The following is a 15,013-nucleotide window of genomic DNA, read 5'->3' as shown; positions in this document are numbered from 1 at the left end:
GCGCACCGTCAGAGGAGCGTGCTCCAGTAGTACCAGAAGCGGTTGAGGACCAGCAGCGCGATCACCGCCGCCCACAGCACCGGCAGCGCCCAGTGGTAGCGCGCGGCCTCCCGCACCACCGGCCGCAGCCGGGGGCCGACCGGGATCACACCGGTCCGCAGGTTGTGCAGCGTCGTGTACCAGAACAGCGTCACCACCGTCGCCCACACCACCATGCAGTACGGGCACAGCGCGCCGATCTCGTACAGCGCCTGGTCCACCAGCCAGTGCACGAACACCACGCCCAGCAGGGTGCCGGCGTGCAGGCCCAGCCAGAACCACCGCCGGTACGCGGCACCGGCCAGCAGCCCCGCTCCGATCGCCGCCAGCGCGCCGAAGGCGGCCAGCCCGAGCAGCGGATTGGGGAAGCCGAGGACCTCCGCCTGTTCGGTGCGCATCACCGAGCCGCAGCTGATCACCGGATTGAGGTTGCAACTGGGGACGTAGGAGGGGTTCTCGAGGATGCGGAGCTTGTCGAAGGTCAGGACGGCCGAGGCGGCCAGCCCGACCAGGGAACCGAGGAACAGCAGCAGGGAGAACGCCCGGCCCGCGCCGACCGGGGCCCGGTCGGCGGCGGGGGCGGGGCGGGGCGGGTGCACGGGGGTCGCGGCGGTCATGGTGGCAGCACACTCCGGTGGCTGGGAGGAGCCGGCCCGGCCGGGGTTCGGCCGGGCCGGTGGTGCCCTGCGTGGCAGACGTGCCTCAGAGGCCGGCGGCCTGCCGCACCTGCGCGGTGAACTGCTCCGGCGTGACGGTGGCCTTGCCGCTGAACAGGCTGATCGGCTTGCCGTCCACCGTCACCGTGGGGGTGCCGGTGACCCCGCTGTCGTTGAACGCGTCCGCGACCTTCGCCGCCCACGGCGCGTAGGTGCGGTCGGTGACCGCCTTCACGAAGGCGTCCGTCTTCAGGCCGGGCACCCTGCCGGCCAGGTCGAGGATGCGGTCGACGTCACCGAAGCCGTCCTCGCGCTCGTCGGGCTGGTTTGCGTAGAGCACGTCGTGGAACTGCTTGAACTTGTCCACGCCCTCGTTCAGCGCGGCCCCGGCCGCGGCCAGCGCCGTGCGCGAGCCCTTGCCGCCGAGGTTCTTGTCCAGGAAGGCCGCCAGGTGGAACTCCACCTTGACCGAGCCGTCCTCGGTCAGCTTCTTGACCGTCTCGCCGTTCGCCGCCTCGAAGTGCTTGCACACCGGGCAGCGGAAGTCCTCGTACACCGCCATGGTGTGCGGGGCGTCGGCCTTGCCGTAGGTGATCACCGTGCCGTCCGGGCCGGAGGCGTTCGCCGGCACGACCAGCTCGGTCGGCGCGGGCGCACCGGCCGCGGCCGGCTTCCCGTCCTTGCCGGACGCCGAGCCGATCGCCAGCGCGGTACCGCCCGCGAGGGCCAGCACGACGACGGCCGAGACGGCCACCACGATCCGCTGGCGGCGCTTCGCGGCCAGCTGCTCGACGCGCTGCGCCTCCTGGATGCGCTCACGGGCACTGATGCGCTTGGCCTGCTGCTTGCTGGGGGCCTGAGCCATGGGAAGTCAACTCCTGTACGCGGCGCGCGAGGGCGCGCGGGAAGCCGCACCTGGTGCGGCGTGATCGATGGACGCGGGAGTCGTGCGCACTGCCTGCGGGCGTACCGGGGCCGGGGACCGGCCGGGGTGACGGAGGATCAGCAGGCAGGCGCGAGGACCGGCGGGCCACGCCGGGGAGCCGGGCTCAGGACCACGTCCTCGCGGCGCGGCCGCGGGCGGTCCGACACCGGCAGCGGCACCCGCAGCACCGGCCGGGCCGGGGCCGGGACCAGCAGCAGGACCAGGGCGCGCAGCGGGCGGCCCAGCGACTGGCGCAGCGCACGCAGCGCCCGGACCAGCCCGGACAGGGCCGCGTCGCCCAGCCGCAGCCAGGCCGCGGCCGCCAGGGCGATCACCAGGTGCGCCAGCAGGAGCAGCAGTTGGGTCGCCGCCGGCGCCAACTGCCCGGCGTGGCCCAGCGGGCCGCCCAGCAGCGAGCCGTCCACCGACCCGCCGCCACAGACGATCAGGTTCACGCCGCGCGCGGGCACGTGCTCGGACAGGATCGGCCCACAGCCGGTCTGCCCGAGGTTGAAGGTCGTGTTCAGCAGCAGCTCGACCGGCACCATCACGACGGTGATGTGCAGCAGCCGCCGCTCCCCGCCGGCCAGTGCGGCCGCGACCAGGAAGACGACGGCGGTCGCGGCGGCCACCAGGGTGAGCGGCAGCGGGCGACCGGTGATGACGACCTGGCCCAGCGCGGACAGCGGCACGGCGAGCGCGGTGAACACCGCGGCCCGCAGGGCCCTGGTCGCACGGGTGGAGGTCGTCACGCCCGGAGTATGTCACGACGCTTACACCCGGCACGAGGGCGCGTACCCGGTCGGCGGGCGCCCGTTGCCCCTCGGAGGCCGCCCGTTCACCGCCCTGAGGGCCCTTCAGCGCAGGTACCGGGGGCGCTCTCGGCGTGCGCGGGGGGGCGGGGCGTAGTGCCCCGCCGCGTGAACGAACTGACCTTCCGGGGTCGGGACCGGTTCCGCCCGCCCCGCTCGCACGTTCTCGCGGTACGGGGTTCCCAGACCGTTCCCGAGACCCCGCCCGGGCCGCCGCGCCCCGGCGGCCCCGGCAGCCCCGCCCGGCCCGTGCGGCCCGGCACCGCGCCGTCGCGTTCAGTAGCCTGGAAGGCGTTCCCGAGTCCGGCGAGGGGGTGAGCGCGCATGGCCCGTTCCCAGGCCACCGCGGGCCAGGTCCTGCTGGCCCGCGTCGAGGCCCAGGCGGCGGTGCTGGCCGGCCTCGACGGCGCCGTCCGGGCGGACCGGCCCGACGCCGTGCACCGGATGCGGGTCGCCTGCCGGCGGCTGCGCAGCGCCCTGCGGACCTTCCGCCGGCTCCTCGCACCCGGCTCCGCCGACCACCTGGTCGCCGAACTGCGCTGGCTGGCGGCCGCCCTCGGCCGGGCGCGGGACCACGAGGTGCTCGTCGAGCGGCTGGCCGCCCAGGCCCGCGAACTGCCCGCCGAGTGCCGGCCCGAGCGGGTCGCGGCCGAGCTGGAACGGTGGGGGCGGGCCGAGTACCGGCGGATCCGGCCGGAGGTGGTCGCCGCGCTCGACGACCCGCGCCGCCGGGGCCTCGCCGACGCCCTCGACGCCTTCCTCGCCGACCCCCCGCTGCGCGGCCGGGCCGCACGCGCGGCGGTGCCCGAACTCGCCCGGATCGCCGGGCGCGAGCAGCGGCGCACCGGCCGGCGGGTCGAGGCGGCCCTCGCCGCCGGGTCGGCGCCCGCCGAGGAGCGCGACCGGGCCCTGCACGAGGCCCGCAAGGCCGCCAAGCGTGCCCGCTACGCCGGGGAGACCGCCGCCCCGGCCGTCGGGGCGGCGGCCGAGCGGTACACGGAGCGGATGAAGGCCGTCCAGGAGGTCCTCGGCGAGCACCAGGACGCGGTGGTGGCCGCCGCGGCCCTGGCTCGGCAGGCCGGGAGCAGCACCGAGCCCTTCGGGTACGGGGCGCTCTACGGGCGGCAGCTGTCGGCGGAGGCGAGCGCCCGGGGCCGGCTGCCGCAGGCGTGGGCGAGGGCCTCGCGCCGGTGGCTGGCCCGCTTCGGCTGACGGCGCCGCGCTCGGGCTGACACCGGCCCGCTTCGGCGGCCTGGCTGCTGAGCGGCCGCGCCTCGTACGTCGCCGGCGTGACGCTCCCGGTGGACGGCGGCACCACGGCCACCCGGCGGTTCGACTCAGGGCCGCCCCCGCGGTGCCGCACGGGGGTCGGCACCGCGGGGGCTCAGGGCTCCCGGGCTTGCGGGTCGAGCCCGGCGGACTCGGCGGCCGTGCGGAGCAGGGCGCGGAGCATCGGGGTGGTGAGCCGGCCGGTGTTGGTGTTGCGCGGGCTGACGTGGTAGCAGCCGAACAGCTGGAGGGCGGGGCCGCCGTCGGCGGCGGGCAGGGTGACGTGGGAGGCGTGGCCGAAGACCGGCCGGGGGCGGGGGACGAGCCAGCCGGCCGCGGCGAGGGCGGGCAGCAGGGCCTGCCAGGCGAAGCCGCCGAGGGCGACGACCGTCCGTACGGTGGGGCGCAGCAGTTCGAGTTCGCGGGTGATCCAGGGCCGGCAGGTGTCGCGCTCGCCGGTGCTGGGCTTGTTGTCGGGCGGGGCGCAGCGGACCGGGTCGGTGATCCGGACGCCGTGCAGGCGCAGCCCGTCGCCGTGCCGGACGGACTCGGCGCGGTTGGCGAGCCCGAGGTCGTGGAGGGCGGCGTAGAGGAGGTCGCCGGAGGGGTCTCCGGTGAAGATCCGGCCGGTGCGGTTGGCGCCGTGGGCGGCGGGGGCGAGGCCGACCAGGAGGAGCGGGGCGTCGGGCGGTCCGAAGCCGGGGATCGGGCGGGCCCAGTAGTCCCAGTCCTGGTAGGCGCGGCGTTTGGTGCGGGCGGTCTCCTCGCGCCAGGCGACCAGGCGCGGGCAGGCCCGGCAGTCGGTGACGACGCGGTCCAGCACTTTGAGGTCGGCGGCGCGGGCGGCCGCCTCGGCGGGGTGCCGGGGGTGGCCGGGGTCGTCGGCGGGGGACTGCGGCATGGACAGGATCCTAGGGAGTGGGGCCGGGGGCGGAGGTTCGTTCCGGCTTTGACCGGGCAGGCGTAGCGTGGAAGCAGCTGCTCCGGCGGCCTCCGGCCGGGCCGGGCGGGCCGGCGCGAGGAGGCCGCGGAGCCGCGAGGAGGCCGCGATGATCGTCGATGCGGTGCTGGGGGCGATCGGGGGGCTGGTGGGGCTGGGGGCGATCTGGGCTGCGTTCAGCATCCGCGTCGTCCAGCAGTTCCAGAAGGGTGTGGTGTTCCGGTTCGGCAAGGTGCGCCGGGAGGTCCGGGAGCCCGGGCTGGTGGCGCTGATGCCGATCGCGGACCGGCTGCGCAAGGTGAACGTGCAGATCGTGACGATGCCGATCCCGGCGCAGGAGGGCATCACCCGGGACAACGTGACCGTCCGGGTGGACGCGGTGGTCTACTTCCGGGTCGAGGACCCGGTGAAGGCGACGGTCAACGTGCAGGACTACAACTTCGCGATCTCCCAGGTCGCGCAGACCTCGCTGCGGTCGATCATCGGCAAGAGCGAGCTGGACGACCTGCTGGCCAACCGCGAGCCGATCAACCAGGGGCTGGAGTTGATGATCGACAGCCCCGCGCTCGGGTGGGGCATCCAGATCGACCGGGTGGAGATCAAGGACGTCGCCCTGCCGGAGTCGATGAAGCGCTCGATCGCCCGGCAGGCGGAGGCCGAGCGCGAGCGGCGGGCCCGGATCATCACCGCCGACGGCGAGTTCCAGGCCTCGGCCAGGCTGTCGGAGGCGGCGGCGGTGATGAGCCAGACCCCGGCGGCGCTGCAACTGCGTCTGCTGCAGACCGTGGTGGAGGTGGCGGCGGAGAAGAACTCGACGCTGGTGCTGCCGTTCCCGGTGGAGCTGCTGCGCTTCCTGGACAGCGCCGCGGAGAGCCAGCAGCTGGCGGTGCTGTCGGCCGCCGCGGCCGCGGCCGGGGCGAAGGCCGCGGAGGAGGTCGCCGAGGAGCGCGACCTGGGGCCGGACGCGGGCCTCGGCGGAAAGCTCGAACCGGAGCCCGAGCGTCACGAACTGCCGCCGCTGGAGGAGCTGTTGGAGCACTCGCCGCTGGAGGACGCGGAGTCCCCGGACGGGCACGGGGATCCGGACGCGCGGGTCTGACCGGTGCCCGGTGGCGTCCGTCGCGGGCCGGGACCACGATGGACGAGGGGCTGGAAGCCAGCCAGGAGGCGGACCATGACCAGAGCCAGCGACATCATGCACCCGGGCGCGGAGTGCATCCGCGAGCACGAGACCCTCGCCGCCGCCGCCCGGATCATGCGGGAACGGGACGTCGGTGCCCTGCCCATCTGCGGGGAGAAGGACAAGCTGCTGGGGATCGTGACCGACCGCGACATCGTGCTGCGCTGCATCGCGGAGGGCCGCGACCCGGAGCAGGTGACGGCCGGCGAGCTGGCCATGGGCCGGCCGATGACGGTGGAGGCGGACGAGGACACCGAGCAGGTGCTGCGGGTGATGGAGCAGTACCGGGTGCGCCGGCTGCCGGTGATCAACCACCCGGAGCACAAGCTGGTCGGCATGATCAGTGAGGCCGACATCGCCCGGGGGATGCCGCAGGCCCGGGTGGCGGAGTTCGTGTCGGCGGTCTGCTCGGAGGAGCCGCCGGTGGTGGCGCAGCTGTCCCAGGGCTGAGCCGGCCAGGGCGCGGCCCGGCCCGTGACCGGGGCCGCGCCGCTCAGGCCAGGGCGTACACCGCGGTGGCGTGCGCGGCCGGCTCCTCGGCGCCCTCGGCGGTGAGGGTGACGTCGAGGAAGGCGATCCGCCGGCCGAGCTTGGTCACCCGGGCGTGGACCAGGACGTCCTGCCCGGTGACGGCGCGCTGGAAGGTGGTGGACTGCTGGACGGTGGTCATCGGACCGAAACCGCCGCGGGCCGCCGACACCGCGATCACGCTCGCCGTGTCCGCGGCGGCCATCAGCGCCTGACCGGACATCCCGCCGCCCTCCCGCGCGAGCTGCTCGGACCAGGGCAGCCGCAGCACGGCGTGCCGTTCCCCGGCGCCGGCGACCGACAGCCCGAGGGCCTGGACCCAGGGGGCGAAGTTGTCGGCCAGGATCTTGTCCGCCTCGGCGGTGGTGAGGGTCATCCCGCCATTGTGGCAAGCCCGGTGGCGCCGTGTCAGGCCTCTGCGCGTGGGCGGTCAGCGCGGCGCCCCGCCGGCCTGCTCCCGCAGGGCCCGGGCGATCAGCTCGGCCAGGTGCAGGGCCTGCCGGCCCTGGGCGAGCTGGGCGATCTGGGTGCGGCAGCTGAAGCCGTCCGCCAGTACCACCGTGTCGGGGCCGGCGGCCCGCAGCTCGGGGAGCAGGACGCGTTCGGCGATCGCCTCGGACACCTCGAAGTGGCCCTGTTCGAAGCCGAAGTTGCCGGCCAGGCCGCAGCAGCCGGAGTCCAGCACGCGGTTGTGCAGGCCGAGCCGGGCCTCGACCCGGCGGTCGGCGGCGCTGCCGAGGACGGCGTGCTGGTGGCAGTGGGTCTGGGTGACGGCCTCCAGCGGGACGCGGGGGAGCGGGGCGTCGGGGGCGTGTTCGTCGAGGAACTCGGCGAAGGTGCGGGTGCGTCCGGCGAGCGGCCGGCCGTCCGGGCCGAGCAGTCGGGGCAGGTCCTCGCGCAGGGTGGCGGTGCAGCTCGGGTCCAGGCCGACCACCGGGGTGTCGGCGGGCAGCCCGGCGGCGTCGAGGGCCCGCAGGCTGCGCCGCAGCACCCGGCGGGCGGTGCCGAGCTGGCCGGTGGAGTACCAGGTGAGCCCGCAGCAGACCGGGCCGGCGGGCAGCCGGACGTCGAAGCCGAGGTGCTCCAGGACCTCGACGGCGGAGCGCGCCACGCCCGGTTGCAGGTGGTCGGAGAAGGTGTCGGGCCAGAGCAGCACGGGCCGGGCGCCGGCCGGGGCCGGGTGGGCGGCGCGGTGGCGGCGGTACCAGCGGGTGAAGGTCTCCGGCGGGAGGACGGGCAGCACGCGGCGCCGGTCGATCCCGGCGAGCCGCTTGAGCGCTCCGGCGGCGGGGGAGCGGGCGAGGGTGTTGGCGGCGCCGGGGGCGAGGGCGGCGGCCCGCAGCCAGAGCGGCAGCCACCCCATGGAGTAGTGGGCGAGCGGGCGCGGCCGGTGCCGGTAGTGCTGGTACAGGAACTCCGTCCGGTAGGTCGCCATGTCGACGTGGACCGGGCAGTCGCTCGCGCAGCCCTTGCAGCCGAGGCAGAGGTCGAGCGCCTCGCGGACCTCGGCGGAGCGCCAGCCGTCGCGGATCGCCGCGTCCGCCCGCTCGGTGCCGCGCAGGAGTTCGGCGAGCAGCCGGGCCCGGCCGCGGGTGGAGTGCCGCTCCTCGCCGGTGGCCATGTAGCTGGGGCACATGACGCCGGTGGTCGGGTCCACGCACTTGGCGACGCCGACGCAGCGGTGCACGGCGGTGGTGAGGCTGCCGCCGTCCTGCTCGTACGGGAGGGCGAGGGGGAGCGGGCGGTGCGGGGCGGCGACGAAGCGCAGGTCGGCGTCGAGCGGCCGCGGGTCGACCAGGGCGCCCGGGTTGAGCAGGTTCTCCGGGTCCCAGATCCGTTTGAACGCGCGGAACAGGTCGATGATCCCGGGCGGGTACATCCGGGGCAGCAGTTCGGCGCGGGCCTGGCCGTCGCCGTGCTCGCCGGAGAGCGAGCCGCCGAAGGACACCGCGAGGTCGGCGGCCTGCTCCAGGAACTCGCGGAAGACCAGGACGCCGGTCGGTTCGGTGAGCGGGAAGTCGATCCGCAGGTGCACGCAGCCGTCGCCGAAGTGCCCGTACGGGACGCCGCGCAGGCCGTGCCGGCGGAGCAGGGCGCGCAGCCCGCGCAGGTAGTCGCCGAGCCGCTCGGGCGGGACGGCGGAGTCCTCCCAGCCGGGCCAGGCCTCGCCGCCGCCGGGCAGCCGGGTGACGATGCCGGCGCCGGCCTCCCGGACGGCCCAGAGCTGGCGCTGTTCGACGGGGTCGGTGACCAGGGCGACGGCGGCGGTGCGTTCGCGGCGCACCGCGTCGGCGAGCCGGCGGGCGGCCCGGTAGGCCTCGACCGGGGTGTCGCCGCCGGTCTCCAGGAACAGCCAGCACTCGCCGGCGGGCAGCCGGTCCAGGGCGGGCGGCCGGGGGCCGGCGGCGAGCAGTGCGGCGATCAGGTCGGCGGACATGCCCTCGGCGGTCAGCGGGCCGAGCGGCAGCAGTGCGGGGACGGCGTCGGCGGCGGCCCCCTCGTCGGGGTAGCCGGCCACCACGAGGGCACGGGCGGGCGGCTCCTCGACCAGCCTGACGGTGGCGCCGAGCAGCAGTGCGCAGGTGCCCTCGGTGCCGGTGAGCGCGCGGGCCAGGTCGTGGCCGCGTTCGGGCAGCAGGGCGTCGAGCGGGTACCCGGAGGTGCGGCGGGGCAGCTCGGGCATCCCCCGGCGGATGGTGGCGAGGTTGGCGTCGGTGAAGTCCTGGAGCTCCCGGTGGAGTTCGCCGGCCCGCCCGGGCAGCTCGCGCAGTGCGGCGCGCTCCCGCGGGCCGAGCGGGCCGCCGACGGTCAGCTCGGTGCCGTCCGCGAGGAGCAGGTCCAGCCGTTCGACGTTGTCCGCGGTGCGTCCCCAGGCGAGCGAGTGCGCGCCGCAGGAGTCGTTGCCGATCATGCCGCCGAGGGTGCAGCGGCTGTGCGTGGACGGGTCGGGGCCGAAGCGCAGCCCGTGCGGCCGGGCGGCGCGCTGCAGGTCGTCCAGGACGGTGCCCGGCTGGACGCGGGCGGTGCGGGCGTCCGGGTCGACGTCGAGCACCGCGCCGAGGTGGCGGCGGAAGTCCAGCACGACCGCGCCCGGCCCGATCGCCTGCCCGCCGATGCTGGTGCCCGCGCCGCGCGGCACCACCGGCACGCCGTGGCGGCGGCAGAGCGCGAGGGCGGTGCGGACGTCGTCGAGATCGGCGGGTTTGACCACGCCGAGCGGCAGGTGCCGGTAGTTCGAGGCGTCGTGGCTGTAGACGGTCCGTTCGGCGGCGCCGAAGCGGACCTCGCCGCGCAGGACGGCGGCCAGCTCGCGGGCCAGCTCCGCCCCGGGGGCGGTGGACGGACGGCTCACCAGGGACCTCCCGGGCGGGTGCGGCGACGGCTCCGCCGATCATGGCAGCCGCGCGGCCGCAGGGACACCGGCCACCCCGGCCTTCCGCCGACGGGGTGTCATGTGGCAGGCTCGGCGGCCATGATCACCGAACCCGCGGACGGCGGCTCCGGCGCCGACGAGTACCTCGCCCGGCTGCCGATCGGCGAGCGCCCGCCGCTGCCGGTGGACGGCGCGCAGACCTGGGACATCTTCCCGTTCGAGGGCGAGCTGCAGGTCCGCACCCTGGCGGCGCCGGAACGGCCCGAGCCGCCCCGGCACGGCGAGGAGGGGCCGGAGACCTGCCGCGAGTGCGCCCGCCCGGACTCGGAGTTCCTCTGGACGGACGAGCACTGGCGGCTGGGGACCACCGAGTCGCCCTCCGGGCTGCCCGCCGTGGTGCTGCTGTGGCCGCGCGCCCACCACGACCTGTTCGACCTGCCCGCCGAGCAGGCGGCGCAGCTGGGCCCGCTGCTCCAGCGGGTCGAACGGGCCCTGCGCTCGCTGGACGGGGTCGCCCGGGTGCACGTCAACCGCTGGGGCGACGGCGCCGCGCACCTGCACCTGTGGCTGATCGCCCGCCCCGAGGGACTGCTGCAGCTGCGCGGCTCGACGCTCTCGCTCTGGATGGACGTGCTGCCGCCGCTCCCGGAGCGGATGTGGGCCGCGAACGCCCACCGGATCGCCGCCGCGATGGCCGCGGACGGCGGCACCGCCCACGTCTGAGCCCGGCCGCGTCTGAGCCCGCCGGCGTCCGGGCCCGGCCGCGTCCGGGCCTGCCCGTCCCGGGCCCGGCTGCCCCGGCGCCGGTCCCGGTGGCCGGGTCAGGAGCGGCGGCCGGAGCCGGTGAGCGTGCCGCGGGCGATGTGGGAGAGCTTGGCCACCTCGAACGCCGGGTAGGCGCCGCCGGCCAGCAGCGAGAACTTGATGCCCTCGCGGCCGCCCGGGCGGCGGTGGCCGGGCGGCTGGAAGCGGCGGTGGTGCTCGGCGGCCCGGTGGAAGAACTGCGGCCGCTCGGCGCGGGTGACGCAGCCGGCGAGGTCGAAGACGAACAGGTAGTGCCGGATCATCCGGACGAACAGGGCGTCCCGCACCGCGTACAGGTGCGGCTGGTCCTCCAGCAGCGCGAAGCTGTGCTCGTACTGGTCGAAGAGGTCGAAGACGCTGCTGCCGGGGGAGCCGGTGGGGTGGACGGTCTCGCGGCGGCGCAGCTGGACGCACTCGCGCGGCAGCACGGCGACCTTGCGGGCACCGAGCAGTGCGGCGTGCACGACCGGGATCTCCTCGTAGCGGCCGTCGGGGAAGGCCAGCCGGAGGTCCTCCCAGTGGCTGCGGCGGATCAGCCGGTCCCAGACCAGCGGCGGCGCACCGAACAGCGCCGGCTGGTCGAAGGGCGCGAACACGTCCGGGCCGGCCTCGGCCAGCAGGGCCTCGGCGCCGCCGGGCCAGTCGCGGTCCTTGTGCCGACGGGAGTGGCCGAACAGCAGGAGGTCGACGGGGCCGGTCTGCTGGAGCCGGTCGGCGAGGGTCTGCAGCGCGTCCCTGGGCAGCAGGTGGTCGGCGTCGAGGAACAGCAGGTAGTCGCCGGCCGCCCGCGCCGCCCCCGCGTTCCGGCTCACCCCGACCCCGACCGCCGCGTTGAGGTGCAGCACCGAGAGCCGCGGGTGCCGGGCCGCGTACGCGTCGGCGAGCTCGACCGCGCTGTCGGGCGAGCGGTCGGCGACGACGATCACCTCCAGGTCGCGCAGGGACTGCGCGAGCAGCGAGTCCAGGCAGTCGGCGAGCTGTTTGTGCTGGTCGTAGGCGGGCACCACGACGCTGATCAAGGGTGAGGGCATGACGCCGGAGCGTAAGAGGGCAGGCGAACCGTGGCAAAGCCCTGACGGTCCGTGATTCACCGCATTGCATGGCAAAACGTACGCCCGTGCGCCATATCTTCACGTGGCCTTCCGGACGCGTCCACGTCAGGCGTCCGGGTGCGTCCACGTCAGGCCGGGAGCACCCCCGGGCCCGCGACGCGGGTGCGACGCGGGCCCGGGGGTGCTCGGTGCCGTGGGTGCCCGGCGCCGGGGGGCGATCAGTACCAGTGGTGCTTCTGCCAGAACGACCAGGCGCCGCAGGGGCTGCCGTAGCGGGAGTTCATGTAGTCCAGGCCCCACTTGATCTGGGTGGCCGGGTTGGTGCGCCAGTCGGAGCCGGCCGAGGCCATCTTGGAGCCGGGCAGGGCCTGGACCAGGCCGTAGGCGCCGGAGGAGGCGTTGACGGCGAGCGGGTTCCAGCTGCTCTCGCGGAACACGATGTTGCTGAAGCACTGCAGCTGGCCGGCCGGGACGATCTGCGCGGCGATCTGCTGCGGGGTGCCGGAGTAGCCGGAGAGGCTCTGGCGCTGCTGGGAGCGGGAGGCGGCCGCGTCGGCGTCGGCCTTGGCCTTGGCGTCCGCCTGGGCCTTCGCCTCGGCCTCGGCCTGCGCCCGGGCGGCGGCCTGGGCCTGGGCCTGGGCCTGGGCGGCCGCGGCGGCGTCCGCGTCGGCCTGCGCCTGGGCGGCCTGCTGGGTCTGGGCGGTCTGGGCGGCGGCAGCGGTGCCGGCCTCGGCCTGGTCGGTGACCGGCTTGCCGTCCACCGAGACCGCGGCCACCGGGGCGGCGGCCTCGGCCTTGTCGCCGACCTGCGGGATGGCGAGTGAGGCGGTGGCGGCGCTCGCCACGACGAGGGTGGCGACACCGGTGATCAGCGAGTTGCGGCGGGCATGGCTGAGCTGCATGCGGACGAGATCCTCTTCCGTCGGGGGCCGTGCCGGTGGCACTGGGCGCGGGGCATCGCACGGGCGCCCGGATGAGCGGGGCCCGCGCGGCCGTCCGGGACGGCCGTGGCGCCCCGGCGGAACTGGCGGGGCGGGCGGGCTGCGCGGCGGTCGGGCCGGCCGCGCTGCCTGGCGACGGGCCATTCTTGACAGGGTCGGCGGTGAGTGGCAAAGCCGTGGGCTACTACGGTGGATCGTGGCCGCCGGGCGGCCGTGACGGTGAGCGGCCGAGGCATTTGGGTGATTTGCCCGATTTGTGAAATTCGTTGCCCGGGGTGGCCTCCGGCGACGGATCGCGAGGGCGGCAGGGGCGGTGGCCTGCGTTCTTCGGGGTCACCCGGACCCCGGCGGACGGGATGCCGCCCCGGTCCGGGCGGTCACGCACCGTCGCGTCCGGGGGTGTCCACTATCGGGGGCAGTAGAGGGCGGAACGCCTGTGGGCGGCTTCACACGGGCGACGGGCCGAGGTGGGCACAGGGTGACCGGGCGGTCACCGGTTCGGGAGCCCGCCCCCGCGACCACCGTCACCGGTTCGGGAGCCCGCCCCCGGCGCCCGGGCGGTCGCCGGTTCAGGAACCCGCGTACGGGTTCCCGGGGACGGGCTGCGGCCGCTCGGCCGGGGCGGGCGGTACGGGCGGTGCGGCCTGGGCGGCCGGGCCGTGCTCCTCGCCCTCCCCGTCCGCCGGGGCCGGCTCCGCCGGGACGAGGTCCCGCGCCAGCAGGGTGGCGCCCGCGACCGCCCCCGGCATGGCGAGCACCGTCACCAGCGGGACCAGGAAGGCCAGGATCAGCGGGGTGCCGAAGCCCAGCGCCAGCCCGAGCCGGGCGCGCAGCAGCCGGATCCGCTCGCGCTGCGGGACGCCGCGCCGCTGCAGGGCGACGGCCGTCAGCTCGACGGTCAGGAAGAAGCCCGACACCAGGAAGCCGAGGGCGGGCACCACCGTCTGGCCCACCACCGGGATGAACCCGCAGGCGAACAGCACCACGCCGAACGCCGCGACCCGGAGCAGCACGGTCACGCTGTCCGCCACCGCGGTGACCAGCTCGCGCCAGAGCGGGACCTCGGGCGGGGTGGGTGCGCCGCCCTCGGACTCGTCGACCGCGGCGCAGAGCGCCTCGTAGAAGGGCTGGCCGACCAGCAGGGTGACGGCGGTGAAGGTCAGCAGGGAGAGCAGCAGCCCGCCGCCGAAGACGACGGCCGCCAGCGCGTCGCGCAGCAGCGCCTGCCAGGGGGATCCCCAGTGGTCGGCGAACGGGGTGGCCCAGGCGGCCAGGTCGGTGGACCAGGCGCCGAGGAGGACGAGCGCGACGGCGTACCCGACCAGTGCGAGCAGGGCGGGAATCATCCCGATCCCCCACCACCGGCCGTGTCGGCCGACCCACTTCTGGCCCCCGACCAGGTACGTCATCCCCGCCGCAAGATCTCGCATGGGCGATCACCTTAGGGCTTCCCGGCCCGGAACCCCGCATTGCCGTGTTCCTGCCAGATCGGACCGGCAGGCTCCACCCCCTCCTGCCGCGCCGCCGGCCGGGCGACCCTCGTGCTCCCCGACCTGTCTTGGAGGAGCCTGATGAAGCGTCAGTTCGGCAGAATCCTAACCCTGTTCACGGCCGCGATACTCGGGGTCGGCGCATCGGTGCTGCCCGCCGCGGCCGCGCCCGCACCCTCTCCCACGCCCTCGCCGAGCGTCGTCGGCGGCACCCGGGCGTCGCAGGGCGAGTTCCCGTTCGTGGTGCGGCTCTCGATGGGCTGTGGCGGCGCGCTCTACACCCCGCAGATCGTGCTCACCGCCGCCCACTGCGTCGACGGCACCGGCAGCGACTCGAGCATCACCGCGACGGCCGGCGTGGTCGACCTGCGAGGCAGCGGCGCCGTCAAGGTGCGCTCCACGTACGTCTACCAGTCGCCCGCCTTCACCGGCGCCGAGAACGGCGACGACTGGGCGCTGATCAAGCTGGCCTCGCCCGTCACCGGCGGTTCGGTGAGCACGCTGCCGATCGCCACCTCGACCGCCTACGACAACGGCACCTTCACCATCATGGGCTGGGGCGCGGCGACCGAGGGCGGGTCGCAGCAGCGGTACCTGCTCAAGGCCACCGTGCCGTTCGTCGACGACGCCACCTGCGCCCAGGCCTACCCGGGTCTGAACACCGGGGCCTCGCTGTGCGCCGGGTACGTCGCCAAGGGCGGCGTGGACACCTGCCAGGGCGACTCCGGCGGCCCGATGGTGCGCCGGGACGCGGCCGGGCGCTGGGTCCAGGTCGGCATCGTCAGCTGGGGCAACGGCTGCGCCCGGGCGGGCTACCCGGGGATCTACACCCAGGTGAGCACCTACGCGGCGGACATCGCCGCGGCGGCGGCCTCGCTCTGACGGCACGCGGCCGGGGGGGCGGGGGGGGGGGGGCCCCCCCCGCCGCCCCCCCCGGGCCGCCCCCCGCCGGGGGGCCGCCCCCCCCCGGCCCCCCCCCGCCCGGCCCCCCCCCCCCCGGGCCC

Annotated in this window: 14 protein-coding genes; 5 read left to right on the top strand and 9 right to left on the bottom strand. The window is 76.0% G+C overall.

What is annotated here, in order from left to right; genetic code table 11:
• Positions 1-8: 8 nt before the first annotated feature.
• The 3 genes from ACIA8Q_RS14180 to ACIA8Q_RS14170 all read right to left on the bottom strand — a co-directional run bounded on the left by ACIA8Q_RS14180 (position 9) and on the right by ACIA8Q_RS14170 (position 2,372).
• Positions 9-656, bottom strand: coding sequence for a vitamin K epoxide reductase family protein (locus ACIA8Q_RS14180; protein ID WP_387899804.1), 648 nt, complete (start codon positions 654-656; stop codon positions 9-11).
• A gap of 85 nt (positions 657-741) precedes the next feature.
• Entirely contained in the window at positions 742-1,560 is an 819-nt protein-coding gene (locus ACIA8Q_RS14175) for a DsbA family protein (protein ID WP_387899803.1), read from the bottom strand.
• Between the two features lie 137 nt (positions 1,561-1,697).
• Positions 1,698-2,372, bottom strand: a complete 675-nt coding sequence (locus ACIA8Q_RS14170) for a hypothetical protein (protein WP_360208023.1) — start codon at positions 2,370-2,372, stop codon at positions 1,698-1,700.
• Positions 2,373-2,756: 384 nt separating this feature from the next.
• Between ACIA8Q_RS14170 and ACIA8Q_RS14165 the strand changes: the two genes are divergently transcribed.
• Positions 2,757-3,644: a CHAD domain-containing protein gene (locus ACIA8Q_RS14165; RefSeq protein WP_360208020.1), complete on the top strand. Its 888-nt coding sequence runs from the start codon at positions 2,757-2,759 to the stop codon at positions 3,642-3,644.
• Positions 3,645-3,816: 172 nt separating this feature from the next.
• Here the strand turns inward: ACIA8Q_RS14165 and ACIA8Q_RS14160 are convergent, their stop codons facing one another.
• Positions 3,817-4,602 (bottom strand): uracil-DNA glycosylase, encoded by a 786-nt coding sequence (locus ACIA8Q_RS14160; RefSeq protein ID WP_396317230.1) that lies wholly within the window; start codon positions 4,600-4,602, stop codon positions 3,817-3,819.
• 148 nt (positions 4,603-4,750) lie between these two features.
• Here ACIA8Q_RS14160 and ACIA8Q_RS14155 point away from each other — a divergent pair, with 148 nt between their 5' ends.
• Positions 4,751-5,740 carry a slipin family protein gene (locus ACIA8Q_RS14155; protein WP_360208017.1) on the top strand — a complete coding sequence of 330 codons (990 nt, stop codon included), beginning with the start codon at positions 4,751-4,753 and terminating at the stop codon, positions 5,738-5,740.
• A gap of 75 nt (positions 5,741-5,815) precedes the next feature.
• The gene (locus ACIA8Q_RS14150; protein ID WP_360208014.1) at positions 5,816-6,271 is read left to right on the top strand and encodes a CBS domain-containing protein; all 456 of its coding nucleotides are present in this window, start codon (positions 5,816-5,818) and stop codon (positions 6,269-6,271) included.
• Between the two features lie 43 nt (positions 6,272-6,314).
• Here the strand turns inward: ACIA8Q_RS14150 and ACIA8Q_RS14145 are convergent, their stop codons facing one another.
• Together ACIA8Q_RS14145 and ACIA8Q_RS14140 are read right to left on the bottom strand one after the other, a co-directional pair.
• On the bottom strand, positions 6,315-6,725 hold the full coding sequence (locus ACIA8Q_RS14145; RefSeq protein WP_387899795.1) for a PaaI family thioesterase: 411 nt from the start codon (positions 6,723-6,725) through the stop codon (positions 6,315-6,317).
• Between the two features lie 54 nt (positions 6,726-6,779).
• Positions 6,780-9,701, bottom strand: coding sequence for an FAD-binding and (Fe-S)-binding domain-containing protein (locus ACIA8Q_RS14140; RefSeq protein ID WP_396317229.1), 2,922 nt, complete (start codon positions 9,699-9,701; stop codon positions 6,780-6,782).
• 120 nt (positions 9,702-9,821) lie between these two features.
• Between ACIA8Q_RS14140 and ACIA8Q_RS14135 the strand changes: the two genes are divergently transcribed.
• Positions 9,822-10,445 (top strand): HIT family protein, encoded by a 624-nt coding sequence (locus ACIA8Q_RS14135; RefSeq protein WP_396317228.1) that lies wholly within the window; start codon positions 9,822-9,824, stop codon positions 10,443-10,445.
• Between the two features lie 98 nt (positions 10,446-10,543).
• Here ACIA8Q_RS14135 and ACIA8Q_RS14130 read toward each other — a convergent pair whose 3' ends face one another.
• The 3 genes from ACIA8Q_RS14130 to ACIA8Q_RS14120 all read right to left on the bottom strand — a co-directional run bounded on the left by ACIA8Q_RS14130 (position 10,544) and on the right by ACIA8Q_RS14120 (position 13,949).
• Positions 10,544-11,557, bottom strand: a complete 1,014-nt coding sequence (locus ACIA8Q_RS14130; RefSeq protein WP_360208005.1) for a glycosyltransferase — start codon at positions 11,555-11,557, stop codon at positions 10,544-10,546.
• A 239-nt stretch (positions 11,558-11,796) separates the two neighbouring features.
• Complete coding sequence (locus tag ACIA8Q_RS14125; protein WP_396317227.1) at positions 11,797-12,480, bottom strand: transglycosylase SLT domain-containing protein; 684 nt, start codon at positions 12,478-12,480, stop codon at positions 11,797-11,799.
• 608 nt (positions 12,481-13,088) lie between these two features.
• Positions 13,089-13,949, bottom strand: a complete 861-nt coding sequence (locus ACIA8Q_RS14120; RefSeq protein WP_360207999.1) for an EI24 domain-containing protein — start codon at positions 13,947-13,949, stop codon at positions 13,089-13,091.
• Between the two features lie 141 nt (positions 13,950-14,090).
• Between ACIA8Q_RS14120 and ACIA8Q_RS14115 the strand changes: the two genes are divergently transcribed.
• Positions 14,091-14,891, top strand: a complete 801-nt coding sequence (locus ACIA8Q_RS14115) for a serine protease (protein WP_360207997.1) — start codon at positions 14,091-14,093, stop codon at positions 14,889-14,891.
• Positions 14,892-15,013 lie beyond the last annotated feature (122 nt).

It is taken from the genome of Kitasatospora sp. NPDC051705 (assembly GCF_044453265.1).
GTDB lineage: Bacteria > Actinomycetota > Actinomycetes > Streptomycetales > Streptomycetaceae > Kitasatospora.
This window is presented reverse-complemented; position numbering and strand designations above follow the sequence as displayed.